Raw genomic sequence first — 16,265 nt, 5'->3', positions numbered from 1 at the left:
TTCCAGATTAAATATTTTTTTGGTGATGGAGGATCGTAGCCATCAAACCATGTTATTAATAAAAAACGATTGATTGACATTAAATACAAAAATTATAAACAAAGTAATGATAATTCTAAAAAAACAAAACGTATCATACAATAATAAAGTCTTTGTGCAATTAATTCCATTTACTTATTATAGAGACATGTGTATCATAAATAACAAGATTAAAGTATCATGTTGATTGGGTAAAAAATATATTTATTGATATTTTTCTTTAGAATCAGATTTACATGTTAGTATTTAAGAGTAGTACGTGCTATATTCTAGCATAGAATTTATTATAAAGGAGGCTGGCTAGAGGTATGTGGTCAGAAAAAAATGAGTAATATCAGAATACAGTTATTATCCATATTAAATCGTGAGCCCTCAGATTCTATGAATTTTATTATCACTAAGTATATACTTGAAAATATTCAATATCAGAAAAAGATATCAATGACTGAAATTTCTACAGCATGTAATGTATCTAAAGCATCGATAAGTCGTTATTGTAAAAGGTTAGGGTACGAAGATTATTTTGACTTTCAATTATCTCTTGCAACCTATAGAACCTCAATTGATGATAATTTTTATTTAGAAAATAGTGAAGGCGATAACTTTTTTAAAAACTATTTTAATAAAATTCAAGAACAAATTAATGAGTTAGATGAAGGGTTAAATCAACAAGTAATGGACAATTTAGTTAAATTGATTGAAGAACATGACCATGTTGTTTTAATGGGACAAGTATCTTCTTGTTTTGCAGCAATATCCTTACAAGATAATCTAACTAAAATGGGGAAAGTCGTTCGGACTAGTCAAGATTTTGTGGAACAAAAAATGTTGATTGAAACGTTAGAAGAAGATGCCTTAGTGATAGTATTTTCTGCAGGAGGAAAGTTTTTTGAACGGATTGCCCCAGATGTGAAAAGTATGGCACGCTTAAACTTACCTGAAATTTATTTTATTACAATAAGTGATGATAAAAAATATTCTTATGTTGCTGAAACCATTGTATTAGGTCAAAAAAATGACTATACATCTTGGATGCTTTTAACTATTTATTCAGACTTACTTTACTTAAAATATCGAAAAAGATATATAGATCATAGCGTTTCATAAAATGAAACGCTGAATCATAAAATGAAAAAACGCTTTCTTAGGCGTTTTTTTTTGTTACTATCGGGTTATAAATAGTAGGAGGTATTATGATGAATAAGCCATTTAACATGTTATGGGGGAGCGCCAGTGCAGATTTTCAATATGAAGGAGGATTTGCTGAAGGTGGAAGAGGTTTACTAACACATGATTTCGTCACAGATGGTTCCCACGAAGCATCAAGAAAGATCACCTATGAATTACTAGATGGAACAAAAGGTTCTGCGCCGATTAGAGGGGCGATTCCTGAAGGAGCTATTGGTTATTTAGATCCTAACGAGTATTACCCGAGCCACCAAGCCGTTGATTTTTATCATCGTTATAAAGAGGACATTGCTCTATTAGCTGGAATGGGATTAAGTTTGTTACGTTTTGGAATCTGCTGGACTAGAATCTTTCCTACAGGTGAAGAAGAACACCCAAATGAAGAAGGTCTTCAATTTTATGATGCCGTTATTGGGGAATGTTTAAGATACAACATAGAACCAATTATCACAATCTGTCATGATGAACTACCTGCAGGGTTAGCACATAAATATGGTGGCTGGTCTAGTAGAGTATTGATAGATAGATACGTTAAATTATGTGAGGTTTTATTTAATCGATTTGGAAACAAAGTTAAGTATTGGATTACTTTTAATGAGTTGAATGTATTACAGGGCTACTCTCATTTGGGCACAACGAATGCGGACGCCCAAACGACGTTCCAGTGCATCCACCATTTGTTTGTAGCAAGTGCTAAAGCAAAGATTCTTGCTGAGAAACTTGTACCTGATGCGATGTTAGGAGCTATGTTTGCTTCTTCACCTACTTATCCAGCTACTTGTCATCCAGAAGACCAACAAGCGTGGATGGATCAAAGAAGGAGAGTATTCTATTTCTCAGATGTTATGTTAAGAGGGTATTACCCTTCTTATAGTCAAAAAATATGGGATGATTTATCAGTTCATATTACAACGGAAGAAGGGGATGAGGAAATTTTAAAACAGGGAACATTGGATTACTACTCATTTAGTTGTTATCGCTCAACAACTGTTTCCAGAGAAGATGAACTAGGTATTATTGCGTTACCTTTTGGGCCCAATCCGTACTTAAAAGCTACTCCGTGGGGATGGCCAATAGATCCAGCAAGTATTAGATATGTTTTAAATGAAGTTTATGATAGATATCAAAAACCGATCTTTATTGTGGAAAATGGATTAGGAGAAATTGATCAACCAGATGAAAAGCTATTTGTTCAAGATGATTACCGAATTGACTATTTAAATGATCATTTTATAGAAATCAAAAAATCAGTTGAAATTGATAAAGTACCTGTTCTTGGTTATACCATGTGGGGGGGATTGATTTAGTCTCACTAAGCACAGGAGAAATGAAGAAACGTTACGGTTGGGTATATGTTGATATGGATGATAAAGGAAATGGAACAAAAGATAGGTATCCTAAAGCATCCTATTATTGGATGAAAAAATTTATCGAAACGAATGGAGAAAGTTTAAGAGAAAACTAATTCTAAGCATAATATGGGGAGAAAAAATGGATAAAAAAAATCAGGCTAAAAAAATTTTAGAACTTATTGGTGGTAAATCTAATGTCGTAAGCATGATGCATTGTATGACTCGATTGAGAGTTCGTTTAAAGGATAACGACTTAGTGAATGTTGATGAATTAGAGAAAGTTGATGAAGTGCTAAAGGTTCAATTTAAGAACAATCAGCTTCAAATTGTTATTGGACCTCAAGTGGCGCAAGTCTATAATGAGATCAATCAATTAGGGGATTTTAATTCAGAGGTATCTAGTACAGGAGAGAAAGAAAAAAAAGGAATTGTCTCTAGTTTTTTGAATATTTTATCTAGTGTCTTTGTACCCGTTATCCCAGCAATCGCTAGTGCGGGTATGTTAAAAGCTATTTTAGCATTAGTTAAAGCTTTTGAATTGTTGTCTGTAGATAGTGATATTTTTGTGTTGTTTAATATGATTGCGGATGTCTCGTTTTATTTCTTGCCAATACTATTAGCTTCCTCAGCTGCTAAAGTTTTTAATACAAATAGAACAATGGCGATTGTTTTAGGAGCAGCATTAGTCCATCCAACCTTTACAACTTTTGTAACTGAAGGAGATATCAGTAAGTTGTCCTTTTGGGGATTGCCTATTCCAATTATAAATTATGCAAATTCAGTTATTCCAATTATTCTTTCAGTGTGGATTTTAAGTTATGTGTATCGACTAGTAGATACTCATATGCCAAATGCGTTAAAGGTGATATTCACACCAACTATTGTATTGTTAATAATGATTCCTTTAATGTTTATCGTTTTAGGTCCACTAGGTAACTATGTAGGCATTGCAATTTCTACATTTGTTGGTTCGCTATTTTCTTTTAACAAACTGATTGCAGGTTTCATTTTGTCGTTTTTAAGACCATTGTTAGTTATCACTGGGATGCATCAGGCTTTTACACCAGTTATTTTCCAGAATTTATCTGATCGAGGAAGCGACTTTTTACTACCAACAATGATGATGTCTACAATGGCACAGTTTGGGGCAACTGCGGCGATGATATTTAAAACAAGAAGCAAAACAGAAAAGACAGTTGCAACATCAGCGAGTATTTCAGCTGTTTTAGGTATTACTGAACCGGCATTATATACTGTGTTGATTCATAATAAACGAGCACTATTATCAGCTTGTTTAGGTGGTGCTATTGGTGGAGCGTATATTTCGTTTATGGGAATCGAATTGCCAGCATTTGCATCCTCTAGTATTGTTAGCTTACCCATTTATTTGCAAGTGAATGTTCCAATTGTTTTAAGTGCCTTTTTAATTAGTATAGTAGCGGGTTTTGTTATCACATTTTTAGTTGTTAAAACACCTAAAGATGATGTGGTGAAAGAGGGATTAACCAATAAGGATGTTAAAAATCAATATTTTAATGCGCCATTATCAGGTGAGATTGTGGAATTGTCAAAAGTAAATGATCAAGCTTTTTCAACAGGGACAATGGGGGCTGGTTTTGCTATAAAACCAGCTGATAATATAGTTGTGGCGCCTTTCAATGGAGTCGTTACTATGGTTTTTCCAACGAATCATGCAATCGGTTTGACATCAAGTAATGGTGTAGAGCTACTTATACATGTAGGGATTGACACAGTTGAATTAAACGGCAAGCATTTTAAGTCTTTTGTTAAAACAGGTGACGAAATAACTACAGGTCAAGAATTATTGAATTTTGACTTAGAAAGTATTCAAAAAGAATACGATACAATTGTGCCAATAATTTTTTTAAACAAAGCATTTGATCCATGCGTTTTGCACTTTGGGACAGATGTTAAAAATAATCAATATATGTTTGAATTATAGGTGAAAAGAAGAGTTTTTTAAACAATTTAATCATCTATTATTGTTCAAATTTCACTTCAATCTAAAACTGAGAAAACAGTTGGGTGATTGACACTTGCTAGAGCAGATTTACCGAAAGTAAATTAGTGTATCCAGCTCAAATACAACTAGATATTATAGCTATAAAGATCAATCATCTTAATTGATGGTTGGTCTATTTTTATGCATCAAGGATAATAAACAGTACAAGACATTGCAACAAGTTCTTGAAAAGAATTGTGATATAAAAAAGTAAGCGGTACCTATATAATCGAAAGTGTAAAAGATGACAGTGCTTACATTTGGTGTTTCAGGAATGAATTGATCGAAGAACGGAGGGAAAAAATGAAATTGATACAAAGACAGTCACTTCTTGCTTCATTACTTATAAAACAGAATGGCTTTCAAACCGTTAAGTACTATGCAAACAAGTTAAACATTTCTGAAAGAACGGTTCATTCTGATTTAAAAGTTGTAGAGGAATACCTCACACAAGAAGGCTATCGCATAGAAAAGAGACCTGGCTTAGGGATTAGTATAAAAAGAAGTGTTGAAATTCCGCAGAAAATAGCTGAGGTGCTGGAAAAAAACATATACTCTACAGCAGGTAGGAGAGAAAAAATTATTCAATTATTACTATTTGAAAATCAAACGGTGACCTTTGAATTATTATCAGAGATGTTTTTGATTAGCCGAAGCTCTATCAATAATGATCTTAAGTTTATAAAACATCTATTAACAACAGGAAATACAATCAAAATTATTAGCGATTCAAAAGGGACTAGGATATCTGGACCAGAAAAGGAGCTACAAAAAGCCTATCTAGAGTTCAATCATTATTTAACGGAGAGAAAGAATAATTTGTTTGAACCAGATGATGAAAAAAAGGAAGCCTTGCTTGCTCAGTATTATGGGAAAGATATCGTTAGCGTGTGTACGAGGGTTCTATATGGTTATATCAAAAGAGATGTAACTGTGATAGCAGAGCATTATGTTTCAAATGTCCTGAATATGATGATTATTTTAGTTTATCGTGTTAGTTCAGGCCATCATGTTGAAGGAGTAGAAAAACCTGAGAATAAAAATGAATGCGTCTTTTTTAAGAAAAGTGCACAAGAGATGTTGAATAAGATATCATTACGCTTAAATCTTCAATTTACTCGTAACGATATTGAATATCTATCAACGTATTTAATTTCAAACCGTTTTGAACCTTTACCGACAAAAGAACAATATCATGAAGTTGTTTCAAATATTATTGAAAAGGTGAGTAGCTCGCTCAAAATAAATTTCACTGAGGATCGAAAATTGAAGGATCAGCTAATACTCCACATACCTCCGATGATTTATCGGCTACGGGAAGGAGTTCAAACGAATAATCCTTTTCTTTACCAAATAAAGAATGAGTTTACAGTAATGTTTAACTCGATCTGGGTCATTTTAAGTGAGTATGAGGAGGAGCTGGAAGTCACTTTTAATGAAGATGAAATAGGCTTTTTAACAATTTATTTTCAGTCAGCAATTGAGCGAGCAAAATTAAGTAAAAAAATTCTGATTGTCTGTCCAACTGGAATAGCCACATCAGAGTTACTCTTGAATCGTATTAAAAATATTCTTCCTTCTTTTGACATGATTGAAGTTGCATCAATTAAAGAAGTAGACGTACTTGATTTGGAGCAAATAGATTTTATTATTTCCACAGTGCCGCTAAATCGATTGAATAGAAAGACCGTTATTGTTTCACCATTGTTAAGTGATCAAGATATAAAGAATATTACAATGGCTTACAACGAACAGTTTCTTTTCTTAAAGGCGTTTGAAGAAGATGAATTAAAGCAATTAAGCAATCTTGCTCCTTATTTATCAGAAGAATTTATCTTTTGGAATGAGAATTTTAAGACAAAAGATGAGCTACTAAAAGAGATTGGTAAGAGACTGAAAGAGGCGTATGTTGTAACAGAAAAATTTGTTGAGAGTATGATGAACCGGGAACGATTGGGAGGGACAGATTTGCCAACGGGAGCAGCTATTCCTCATGGTAATCCCAAATATGTCAAAAAACGGTGATTGCGGTTGTAAAAAATGAAAAATATATTAAATGGAATGAACACTCTGTAAAAATAGTGATGATCGTTTGTATCGCTGAAAAGAACATCCAAGAAATTAAAGGCATATTATCTGATATCTATCAAATAGTAGAAAGTAAAGACAGAATGAAGCAGTTTACAGAATTTTCAATAAAGGAAGTATTAAGACAAAAGATAGGATGTGAGACACTTGAGGAATAGTGCAAGTGATGTGATTAAGGAAGACATGATTTTATTGCAGTCAAAGTTTCAAAGAAGAGATGACGTATTACGTGCGTTAGTTCAAAAGGCAGGTAAAACGGGATTAATTTCGGATAAAGAGCTTTTTTTAAAGGCTGTATTAAATCGGGAGGATGAAATGTCCACTGCGATTGGGTATCAAATAGCTATTCCTCATGGGAAAAGTGAGGTAGTAAAAAGACCTTTTATTGGTTTTTTACAGACAGAAGAGGAATTTATTTGGGCTGAAGGACACGAGGAACGGGTTAAACTTATCTTTTTAATCGGCGTGCCAGCTGAAAATGAAAATAACATCCATTTAAAATTTATCTCGCAGCTTAGTAAAAAACTTTTAGATGATGAATTTAGGAAGCAATTGGTAATAGAGAAAGATCAAAAGAACATTTTTAAGTTGTTGCGTTCGATTAAAGTAGCTGGTTGAAAAAGAATAGGAGGAAGCATGATGAAAGTTGTAGCAGTAACTGCATGTCCAACAGGCGTAGCGCATACGTATATGGCACAAGAAGCAATTGAAAAAGAGTGTGAAAAAAGAGGGTACGATGTACAAGTGGAAACACAAGGAAGTATGGGCATTGAAAATGAGTTAGATCAAGCAGATGTCGATCAAGCAGATGTGGTCATTTTAGCAGTTGCAATCGGAATCGAAGGAGAAGAACGCTTTGATGAAAAAACTGATGAAGGGAAAGTCTTACAAATCGACCCGGCGGATGCAATCAAGCATCCTGTTGAGGTATTAGACAAGGTGGAAAAATTAGTAGAAGCATCCGAATAAATCAAAATAGAGGAGATGACTTGGAATGAAAAAGGAAAATAAGTTTTTTAAAGATCTACAAAAAGCTTTTAATACTGGTGTGTCGTTCATGTTGCCTGCTGTTGTCGTTGGGGGGATTTTCTTGGCAATAGCGTTGGCTACAGGAAAAGCCACAGACTCGGGAATGGAAATCACTAATCCCTTTATGCAAAATCTAAATGATTTGGGTGCCGCAGGTTTTGCTATGATGATCCCATTACTTTCAGGCTATATTGCACATTCACTCGCAGGAAAGCCAGCTTTAGCGCCAGCGATGATTTTAGGGTTTGTTGCCAATAATCCGATTGGAGAAGGACAAGTAAAAACAGGTTTCTTGGGTGCCATGATTATGGGGGTGGCAGTTGGTTATTTTGTTCGTTGGTGTAAAAAATGGAAGGTTCCAGCGACGATTCGAACAATTATGCCAATTTTAATTGTACCCGTTCTAACGACATTTGTGTTAGGGATGATTTACATTTATATTATCGCAGTGCCAATTGGAGCCGGAATGGATTGGTTAGTTAAAGTATTAGGGGAAATGCAAGGTGGTAGTGCGATTATTTTAGGCCTAATTATCGGGGCTATGACAGCGATAGATATGGGGGGACCAATCAATAAAACAGCTACTGCGTTCACTTTGGCATTAATGTCTGAAGGGGTTTATGGACCGAATGGCGCACATCGTATTGCAGTAGCGATCCCTCCTTTAGCAATGGCTATTTCTACGTTTATTGATCGTAAAAAATATACAGCAGAAGACAGAGATTTGGGGATTTCGGCCTTTTTCATGGGACTGATTGGGATTACAGAAGGAGCGATTCCATTCGCTGTAAAAGATATAAAGCGAGTATTACCAGCCATTATCATTGGTAGCGCTGTTGGCGGAGCATTAGGGATGGCCAATGGTGTAGAAGCGCTAGTTCCTCATGGAGGCTTAATTATTTTACCCGTTGTTACTGGAAAGCTCTGGTATGTTTTATCCATGTTGATCGGTACATTGATATCTGTAGCAATTCTACATTTTACAAAACCAAATTTAGATGAAGAAGATAAAATAAAAACAGAAAAATAATACCTATTAGAAAAATGAATTGGAGATGACGAGTATGGAAAAATTACCAATAAAAAAAGTTGTAGAAAGTTTACTAGAACTACAAAAATCAGGTGAAAGTGCAACGCTTTTAGGAATCGGACCGATGTCAAAAAACTGTGTTCAAGCAACGCTAGAGCTATCCAAAGAAGATGATTACCCAGTGATGTTTATTGCAAGTCGAAATCAAGTAGATGCAGATGAACTTGGCGGTGGCTATGTTAATGGCTGGAATCAATTTACCTTTGCCAATGCGGTGAAAGAGGTAGCAGAAGAAATTGGCTATGACAATTTATATTATATGTGTCGTGATCATGGTGGTCCTTGGCAAAGAGATCAAGAAAGAAATGACCACTTACCGACAGAAAAAGCGATGGAGCTAGGAAGAAAATCTTATGTCGCAGATATTGAAGCGGGTTTTGATTTATTAATGATTGATCCTACGAAAGATCCTTTTGAAATTGGGAAAGTCATTCCATTAAAAACCGTGTTAAAACGAACAGTGGAATTGATTGAGTTTTGTGAAGGCGAACGAAAAGCGCGTGATTTACCAGAGATTGGCTATGAAGTAGGAACAGAGGAAACTAATGGAGGATTAACCTCTACAGAAACATACGAAAACTTTATTTTACAATTGAAAGAAGAATTAGAAAAACGTGATTTACCCATGCCAACATTTATCGTTGGTCAAACAGGAACACTGACACGTAAAACGGAGCAAGTTGGTACCTTTAATTTCAAAAATGCCTATGATTTAGCACAAATGGCAAAAGGGTATGGCGTTGGGTTGAAGGAGCATAATGGTGACTATCTAGATGATGTAACCTTGCTGGAGCATATTCCTTCAGAAATTACAGCGACAAATGTTGCACCACAATATGGTACAGAGGAAACCCGTGCATATTTGAATCTTGCTGCAGTAGAAGCGAAACTAGTGGAAAATGGTCTTGTAACGGAGCCGTCGAAAACAAGAGAGGTTTTACTTGTACATGCTATTAAAAGCGAACGCTGGAGAAAATGGATGGTCGGAGCTCAAAAAGAATTCACTGTGGAAGAAATCATGCAAGACACGGTATTGTCAGAAGAAATTCTTGATATTGCTGGTCATTATACCTTTAACGATGATGAAGTGAAAAATGAAATAGCAACACTTTATGCAAATCTTGAAAAACATAATATTCATGGACAACGTTATGTAATAGATCATATCAAGCGCCCGATTAGAGACTATGCCGAGTGTTACAATCTAAAAGGGGTAACTACTCGGATTAAACAATTAAGCTGAAATAATAAAAGTAGCGAATAAATAGTGTGTACTGGATAATCAGCGTCTGAGGATGAGACAGAAGTGTTTGATCTCGAGAAATAAAAAGAAATTCACGAAAATTGTTCTTCAAATTTTTGTGGATTTCTTCTCATTTGCTATGAATAAGGTACATAAGAGTCGTATACGTTCAATACTTAAAAGCAGTAGGAGGAAAGACGTTGTATAATTTCATTTTCGATGTTGATGATACGTTGTATGATCAATTAGAGCCTTTTAAAAGAGCATTCCAAGAAAATTTTTCATTGAATAAAGGAATTTCTATAGAAGGATTATTCCGCCATAGTCGTAAATTTAGTGATGATGTTTTTGAACTATCACAAAAAGGACGCATTTCTATGGACGAAATGTATATCTATCGTCTGACAAAGGCATTTAATGAGTTTGATATCTCGATCCTGCCACAACAAGCTATAGCCTTTCAAAAAGACTATGCAGCCTTTCAAGAAAAAATCACTCTATTTCCGGATATGGAGAAAACACTACAGTACTGTAAGGAGAAGAAACTGACCATGGGGATCATTACGAATGGTTCCTCTAAGCATCAACGAAACAAGATAAAAAAATTGAACTTGACTCATTGGATAAAACCCAAACACATATTTATTTCAGGTGAGTTGGAAATGGCAAAACCGGATAAAAAAATTTTTCATTACGTTGAAACTGAAATGAAGTTAGATCCACAACAGACATTTTACATTGGTGATTCTTATAGAAATGATATGTTTGGAGCAAAAAATGCGAACTGGAAAACCATTTGGTGTAATCGGCGTGGTCACTCTATAACAAGTAAAGTAAATAAGCCTGATTACATTGTGACAAAGGAGGAACAAATCTATGAATTAATAAAAAGTTTAGTGTAATAGATTTTGAAAATAGAACTATACTAGTCAAATTTTCTCTAAATAAGGAACTTGATAGGTAACATCATTAAAGAAAAGTCGACTGGCTAATTTTTCGACTATTTTACATCTATTCAAATTAATCATTAAATAATGATGTTTATTTTATCAAAAGTAAAATAAGTATGCGTTTACATATTCGGAATAATGTGGTAATCTTTACTTGTTCGAACAAGTGAATTTAAGTTGCTAGTAGCTCTGAAGGAAGTGGAATGAATACTGAAAGAAGTATGAAGACCTCATTAAACGTAAAAGGAAGGGGATGAAAATGAAAAATATGTCAGCTGGAACAGAAGTGAATAAACAAACGAAGCTAAGAAGTATCCATTTTAATCGCTTTTTACTATTTCGTTACACTACAGCATTGTTTTTCTTTATTAATTTGTATTGGATCATATTATCTTTTTCAACTTTTAGTATCTGGATTATCCTACCGTTGTTATTACTTATAATTGATATCGCTATCATAATTGAACAGACGACTAAATATTGGAATCCATCCAATCATTTGTTCATTACTAAAGTAGGATATGCTGTACAGATTTTTAGTAATTTGTTAGGAATGATAACAATTCTAATGGGGTATCAGCAGTTACTCTTTCCGTTTATCAATAATGAAGGGCGTGGCTTGCTACTTGTAGTTCTTTTTATAGGTTGTCTAGTTAGCCTAGTTGTTGAACGACGTGTTCAGCAAATTGAACACAATAAGGATGCCTATTTAAGACATATGAAAGTTTTTGAAAATAATGTAGAAAAAGAAAGGTGATAACTATGGATTCAGAAAACAAACTATTTAAATTCTTGAATAACTATTTAATGGGACCTATGGGAAAAATCTCTCAATTTAGGATTGTTCGTGGTGTTATGGCAGCTGGGATGGCGTCCATTCCATTTACAATTGTAGGATCAATGTTTCTGATTATTGCTGTTTTGCCTCAGAGTTTTCCGGCATTGCAAGGAATATGGGAAGTTTCCTTTGAGCGAGTTCAGAACTTGTATATGCTTGGTAACATGGCGACTATGGGGATTTTAGCCCTTTATTTTTGTATTGTTTTTGGTTATGAGTATACAAAAATTCAAGCGCAGGAAGAAAAAATCAATTTAAATCCTATGAATGGGGCACTATTATCTATGATGGCTTACTTCATGTGTTTGCCGGAATTGATTTTTGATGGTGGTGTTGCTACGTTAGTAAACGTGGTGACGGATGATAAAAAGATTATTGATGGTTGGGAAATGTCTGGTGGGGTCACACGATTAGGTACAACAGGGATTTTTACAGCAATCATCATGTCTATCATTGCTGTTAAAATCTATGCTTTGTGTGTGAAACGTAAATGGGTGATCAAGATGCCTGAGACTGTACCAACAGGTGTTTCAAATTCTTTTACAGCGTTAATTCCAACTGTCTTGATTGCTTTAACTGTGATTATTATCAATGGTTTATTAGTTGCTTTAGGAACGGATATATTTAAAATGATTGCTATTCCATTTGGTTTTGTAACAAATTTAACTAATACTTGGGTTGGGCTATTAGTTATTTATTTCTTGATGCATGCCCTTTGGATAGTCGGGATTCATGGTGCGACGATTGTGACTTCATTTTTAACACCGATTGTTTTATCAAATATGGTTCAAAATCAAAATGGGGCGAATCTCCCATTTGCAGGTGAATTTAATAATAGTTTTGTAACTATCGGTGGTTCGGGGGCAACCCTTGGAATGGTTATTTTCATCACATTTTTTGCAAAATCAGCTCAATTAAGTGCTTTAGGTAAAGCGGCAGTTGTACCCTCATTGTTTAATATCAATGAGCCGATTTTATTTGGGATGCCAGTTGTGTACAATCCGTATACAGCGATTCCGTTTTTCTTAGCACCAATGAGTTCAATGTCAGTAGCCTATTTTGCAATAAAATTCGGTATGGTTAATCCACCAATAGCACAAGTTGCATGGCCAACACCACTTGGTTTGTCAGGATTTATTGGTTCAGGTGGCGATTGGAGAGCATTTGTATTAGCGATCATCTGTGCAGCCGTAGCATTTATAATTTGGTTTCCGTTTATTAAATTTTACGATAGAAAATTGTACCAAGATGAACAAGCAAACGTTACTGTAAAAGGTGTATAGCACTGAAATGAATAAAGAAGTCACCGAAAGATTATAATAAGGTATTATTTTAATAAGTTGGTATAAGGTAAAATAATATGCTGATATTCGTTAGGTTCAATAAAAAAGGAGTGTCTAAAGATGCAAGGCAAGAATCCATTTGATATTAAAACATTAGTCAACGAGATGATTGATGAAATACAAGATGGGAAATTGGCAGATAAAGATGGAAAGTTACCAAGCGAACAAAAATTGATGACCTATTATAGCGTTTCGCGTTATACGTTACGACAAGCTTTGGCGCAGCTTAGTGATATGGGGGTTATTTATCAAGCTCAGGGCATAGGTTCTTTTATTCGTCCAGAACGCCATGAAAAAGTACTCAACTTACAAAATAACATTGGAATTACGGAAGAAATGGCACGACCAGGACGGACGATTAAAACTGTAGAAGCTAATCGTAGGATTGTGAGTGTGGCAGCAGCTGATTTCTTACCTAAAAATAACGAATTGGCTCCAGATGTTCAATTGATTGAAGTTAACCGTTTGAGGACACTTGATGACGAACCATATTTAGCCGAAAAGTCTTATTTTTTACAATCAATCATCCAAGAAATTCCAGAAGAATCGTTATATGACTCAGTTTTTAACTATTTTGAACAGGATAAACATATAAAAATCGGCTTTATTGACAAAGTCATTAGTAGCGAATCGCTTTCTGAGCCTGGTGCAAGTTTTTTTAAATTACCTATAGGTGCTCCGACATTGGTGGTAAGAGATGACACATTTTTAAGTTCAGGAAAGCTATTAGCATTTTCAAAAATTTGTTATGATTATCGTAAAGCCGAGTTATTTATGTTTAAAAAAACATACTGATTTAAAAGGTTCAGATGAGTTACACGAGCAGCACAACTTATTGTTTCTCTTAAATTTCAAGTAAAGTGGATGTATAGGTGTAATTTATCTTATTTCTGGTTATTCAGTCGATAAAGCTTAAAAAAAGGCGCTCAGTTGAGCGTCTTTTTTGTTATATCTAGAAGAATAATTTGAATCAAATGGTAACTAGTTACTAGTTATTTTTGACCGCACGATGTATGGTATACTTAACGAAGAAAATAGAGCATTAATGAAGTACAGAATAAACTATATCGTGAGGGAGAAATGAAAATGAATAATTTAGTTAAAAAAGGGATTGTTGGGATCAGTTTACTTTTACTACTAAGTGCGTGTTCAAAGGGGAGTACCATTCGTTCAGAGGTGTCTACTGTTAATGATAAGGCAAAGGAATCTGAAACAACTAAAACGAGCGAGAAGGAAACAAAACATTCATCCACTAAAGAATCTGCAGAAGAAACAAAACAAACCGATACTAAAACCGTATCTTGGACCGAGAAGAATGCTTCTGATCTCCGACAGTTTATGACCAGTTGGGGAAAGACTATGAAACAAGAGTATAAAGAATATAGTAAGGCAAACAGCGTAAATTTTTATGGTCTATCAATACCAGCAGGTCTTTTAGAAGGTCAGATGCATCCTAAGGTAAACGAGCAGCTTGTCGAAATGAACTGGCTAGAAGATGGGGAAAAGAAAGACAGCTATACTATTCTTACAGTTTATTCTGATATTGAGACAACACCAGCAACTGGCGGCCATTGTTATCTGTTTACTATCTATCAAGATAAGCCTGTGGTTTTAGTGACGATGCAAAATCAAGGAAATGATGAAAATGCCATTGTTTTTAAAGAGACAGAGAACCAAGACCTAAAGAATAGTTTTAATCAAATTGTTGAGGGGACATTTGTGCCTCAGCGAGAGAAAGCAGAAGAACCAGAAAGCACTCAGAATTTAGATGCGGATACCGTAAAAGCAATTCAATTATTAAAAGGAACGTATTATAAAGATGGAAAAGGCGATCCAGTATTTACTATCGATGATAACTACTATACGGATTTAGTAATGAATAAAAAGTATAAAATCGCCTCAATTACTTCTACAGAAGAAGATCATACAGTTTACACTATTGCATGGGATATAGAGGACTTCAAACAACTTTATGGATCTGTGGGACCGGGTCCGCAACCATTTATTTATAAACTTGTAGTAGGAATTCAAGGGAATGGTTTTGCTCTTGCTGACCTTAGTGGACAGTCCTATACTCAAACACATGTGGAGTGAACTTATTTACCAGAAGTAGTGCTAGAATGTTAGGTGTGTTAGGGATTCTGTCGAGGGTCTGAATTTTAGTAGATCTGGAGGAACGAAATCTTGATAATGGTTTCTTATCTTGTCTATAATAAAATGAATTGGTAGTTTTTAGAATGAAAGGAATGAGAAAATAAAATGGTTAATCATTTTTCAACAGTTGGTCTACCTGTTTCATCTGAAGAAGACTTTATGAAATACGCAAAGGTAGTGTTTGAATCAGGAAAGAAAATAAAGGCGCATGGAGGAGCTTATCTGCTATTAAAAATGGGGAACGGGATCGAACTTTGGGGTCAAGTGAATACACAAGGTGAGATGATTGGATTAAATCCCCATTATAAAGGAACAGCTGTTTCAACTGTCCGTTTACTTGAACAAGTTGAAGATCCTAAAGATACGATGTTAGATGGCAGAATATACAGTGAGGCAGAGCCAAGCGAAGATGGGGCGTTTACGTATCCCTTTGTCTTTGATATGCCAGATATCGCAGCGCAAAAAATAAAATACCCAGTGATACGGGAAGTGCAGCTAGCCGCTTTTGCCCATGAGTTAAATATTTATGAGGATGAAGAAGCATACAATAGGGCGCAAGAAACAGAGCCTAAATTTGCTAGTGAGTTTTTTATTCCATCAGGTTTATTTGGTGTGGAAGAGGGGAAAGACGGAGCAAGCTCTATGGGTCTGTTTGGTGGTCGGGTTTTATCTGCTGAAAAAATCATAAATCCTTATTCGAATGATTATTTTTATTATGCAAAAGTCAAAACGCTAGGTGGAGAATTTGATGTAGTCGCTGATCCTGAACTTGTTGCTGAAGAAATCAAAGAAGGAACGATTATTTCTGGTTCTTTTTGGCTAACTGGAAGATTAATAGAAAAGTAATTTAAGCTTTTGGGAGGATACTATCAATTTTTTTAAAGTGAACGTTATCTTATGCCGATTTCATGCAAGCCATCATGTGACA

At 34.8% G+C, this 16,265-nt stretch carries 12 protein-coding genes and 2 pseudogenes; all 14 read left to right on the top strand.

The genetic code is table 11. From position 1 onward, the window contains the following. Positions 1-363: 363 nt before the first annotated feature. The 14 genes and pseudogenes from V192_RS0117105 (at position 364) to V192_RS0117040 (ending at position 16,183) form a co-directional block, all read left to right on the top strand. Positions 364-1,146, top strand: coding sequence for a MurR/RpiR family transcriptional regulator (locus V192_RS0117105; protein ID WP_025873510.1), 783 nt, complete (start codon positions 364-366; stop codon positions 1,144-1,146). 89 nt (positions 1,147-1,235) lie between these two features. Then, a pseudogene (locus V192_RS20575) lies at positions 1,236-2,692 on the top strand (glycoside hydrolase family 1 protein). A gap of 26 nt (positions 2,693-2,718) precedes the next feature. Next, positions 2,719-4,542 carry a beta-glucoside-specific PTS transporter subunit IIABC gene (locus tag V192_RS0117095; protein WP_025873509.1) on the top strand — a complete coding sequence of 608 codons (1,824 nt, stop codon included), beginning with the start codon at positions 2,719-2,721 and terminating at the stop codon, positions 4,540-4,542. 363 nt (positions 4,543-4,905) lie between these two features. Beyond that, positions 4,906-6,848 (top strand): annotated as a pseudogene (locus V192_RS20570) (BglG family transcription antiterminator). Further along, positions 6,829-7,308: a PTS sugar transporter subunit IIA gene (locus V192_RS0117085; protein WP_025873508.1), complete on the top strand. Its 480-nt coding sequence runs from the start codon at positions 6,829-6,831 to the stop codon at positions 7,306-7,308. The pseudogene V192_RS20570 and the gene V192_RS0117085 overlap by 20 nt, the downstream one beginning before the upstream one ends. Before the next feature lie 21 nt (positions 7,309-7,329). Continuing rightward, on the top strand, positions 7,330-7,659 hold the full coding sequence (locus V192_RS0117080) for a PTS fructose transporter subunit IIB (RefSeq protein ID WP_025873507.1): 330 nt from the start codon (positions 7,330-7,332) through the stop codon (positions 7,657-7,659). 25 nt (positions 7,660-7,684) lie between these two features. Beyond that, positions 7,685-8,749 carry a PTS fructose transporter subunit IIC gene (locus tag V192_RS0117075; protein ID WP_025873506.1) on the top strand — a complete coding sequence of 355 codons (1,065 nt, stop codon included), beginning with the start codon at positions 7,685-7,687 and terminating at the stop codon, positions 8,747-8,749. Positions 8,750-8,783: 34 nt separating this feature from the next. Further along, positions 8,784-10,052 carry a class II D-tagatose-bisphosphate aldolase non-catalytic subunit gene (locus V192_RS0117070; protein WP_025873505.1) on the top strand — a complete coding sequence of 423 codons (1,269 nt, stop codon included), beginning with the start codon at positions 8,784-8,786 and terminating at the stop codon, positions 10,050-10,052. A gap of 200 nt (positions 10,053-10,252) precedes the next feature. Then, a complete protein-coding gene (locus tag V192_RS0117065; RefSeq protein WP_025873504.1) occupies positions 10,253-10,954 on the top strand; it encodes an HAD family hydrolase in 702 nt (233 codons plus the stop codon). Positions 10,955-11,261: 307 nt separating this feature from the next. After that, positions 11,262-11,759: a hypothetical protein gene (locus tag V192_RS0117060; protein ID WP_051581978.1), complete on the top strand. Its 498-nt coding sequence runs from the start codon at positions 11,262-11,264 to the stop codon at positions 11,757-11,759. A gap of 5 nt (positions 11,760-11,764) precedes the next feature. Next, positions 11,765-13,123: a PTS cellobiose transporter subunit IIC gene (gene celB, locus V192_RS0117055; RefSeq protein WP_025873502.1), complete on the top strand. Its 1,359-nt coding sequence runs from the start codon at positions 11,765-11,767 to the stop codon at positions 13,121-13,123. 120 nt (positions 13,124-13,243) lie between these two features. After that, complete coding sequence (locus V192_RS0117050; protein ID WP_025873501.1) at positions 13,244-13,978, top strand: GntR family transcriptional regulator; 735 nt, start codon at positions 13,244-13,246, stop codon at positions 13,976-13,978. A gap of 291 nt (positions 13,979-14,269) precedes the next feature. After that, positions 14,270-15,277, top strand: a complete 1,008-nt coding sequence (locus tag V192_RS21020) for a DUF4767 domain-containing protein (protein ID WP_025873500.1) — start codon at positions 14,270-14,272, stop codon at positions 15,275-15,277. Positions 15,278-15,442: 165 nt separating this feature from the next. Then, positions 15,443-16,183: a hypothetical protein gene (locus V192_RS0117040; RefSeq protein ID WP_025873499.1), complete on the top strand. Its 741-nt coding sequence runs from the start codon at positions 15,443-15,445 to the stop codon at positions 16,181-16,183. Positions 16,184-16,265 lie beyond the last annotated feature (82 nt).

Source organism: Enterococcus crotali (genome assembly GCF_000633635.1).
In the GTDB taxonomy this organism is placed as follows: domain Bacteria; phylum Bacillota; class Bacilli; order Lactobacillales; family Enterococcaceae; genus Enterococcus_L; species Enterococcus_L crotali.
The sequence above is the reverse complement of the archived record's forward strand: the minus strand, read 5'-3'. Positions and strand labels throughout refer to the sequence as shown.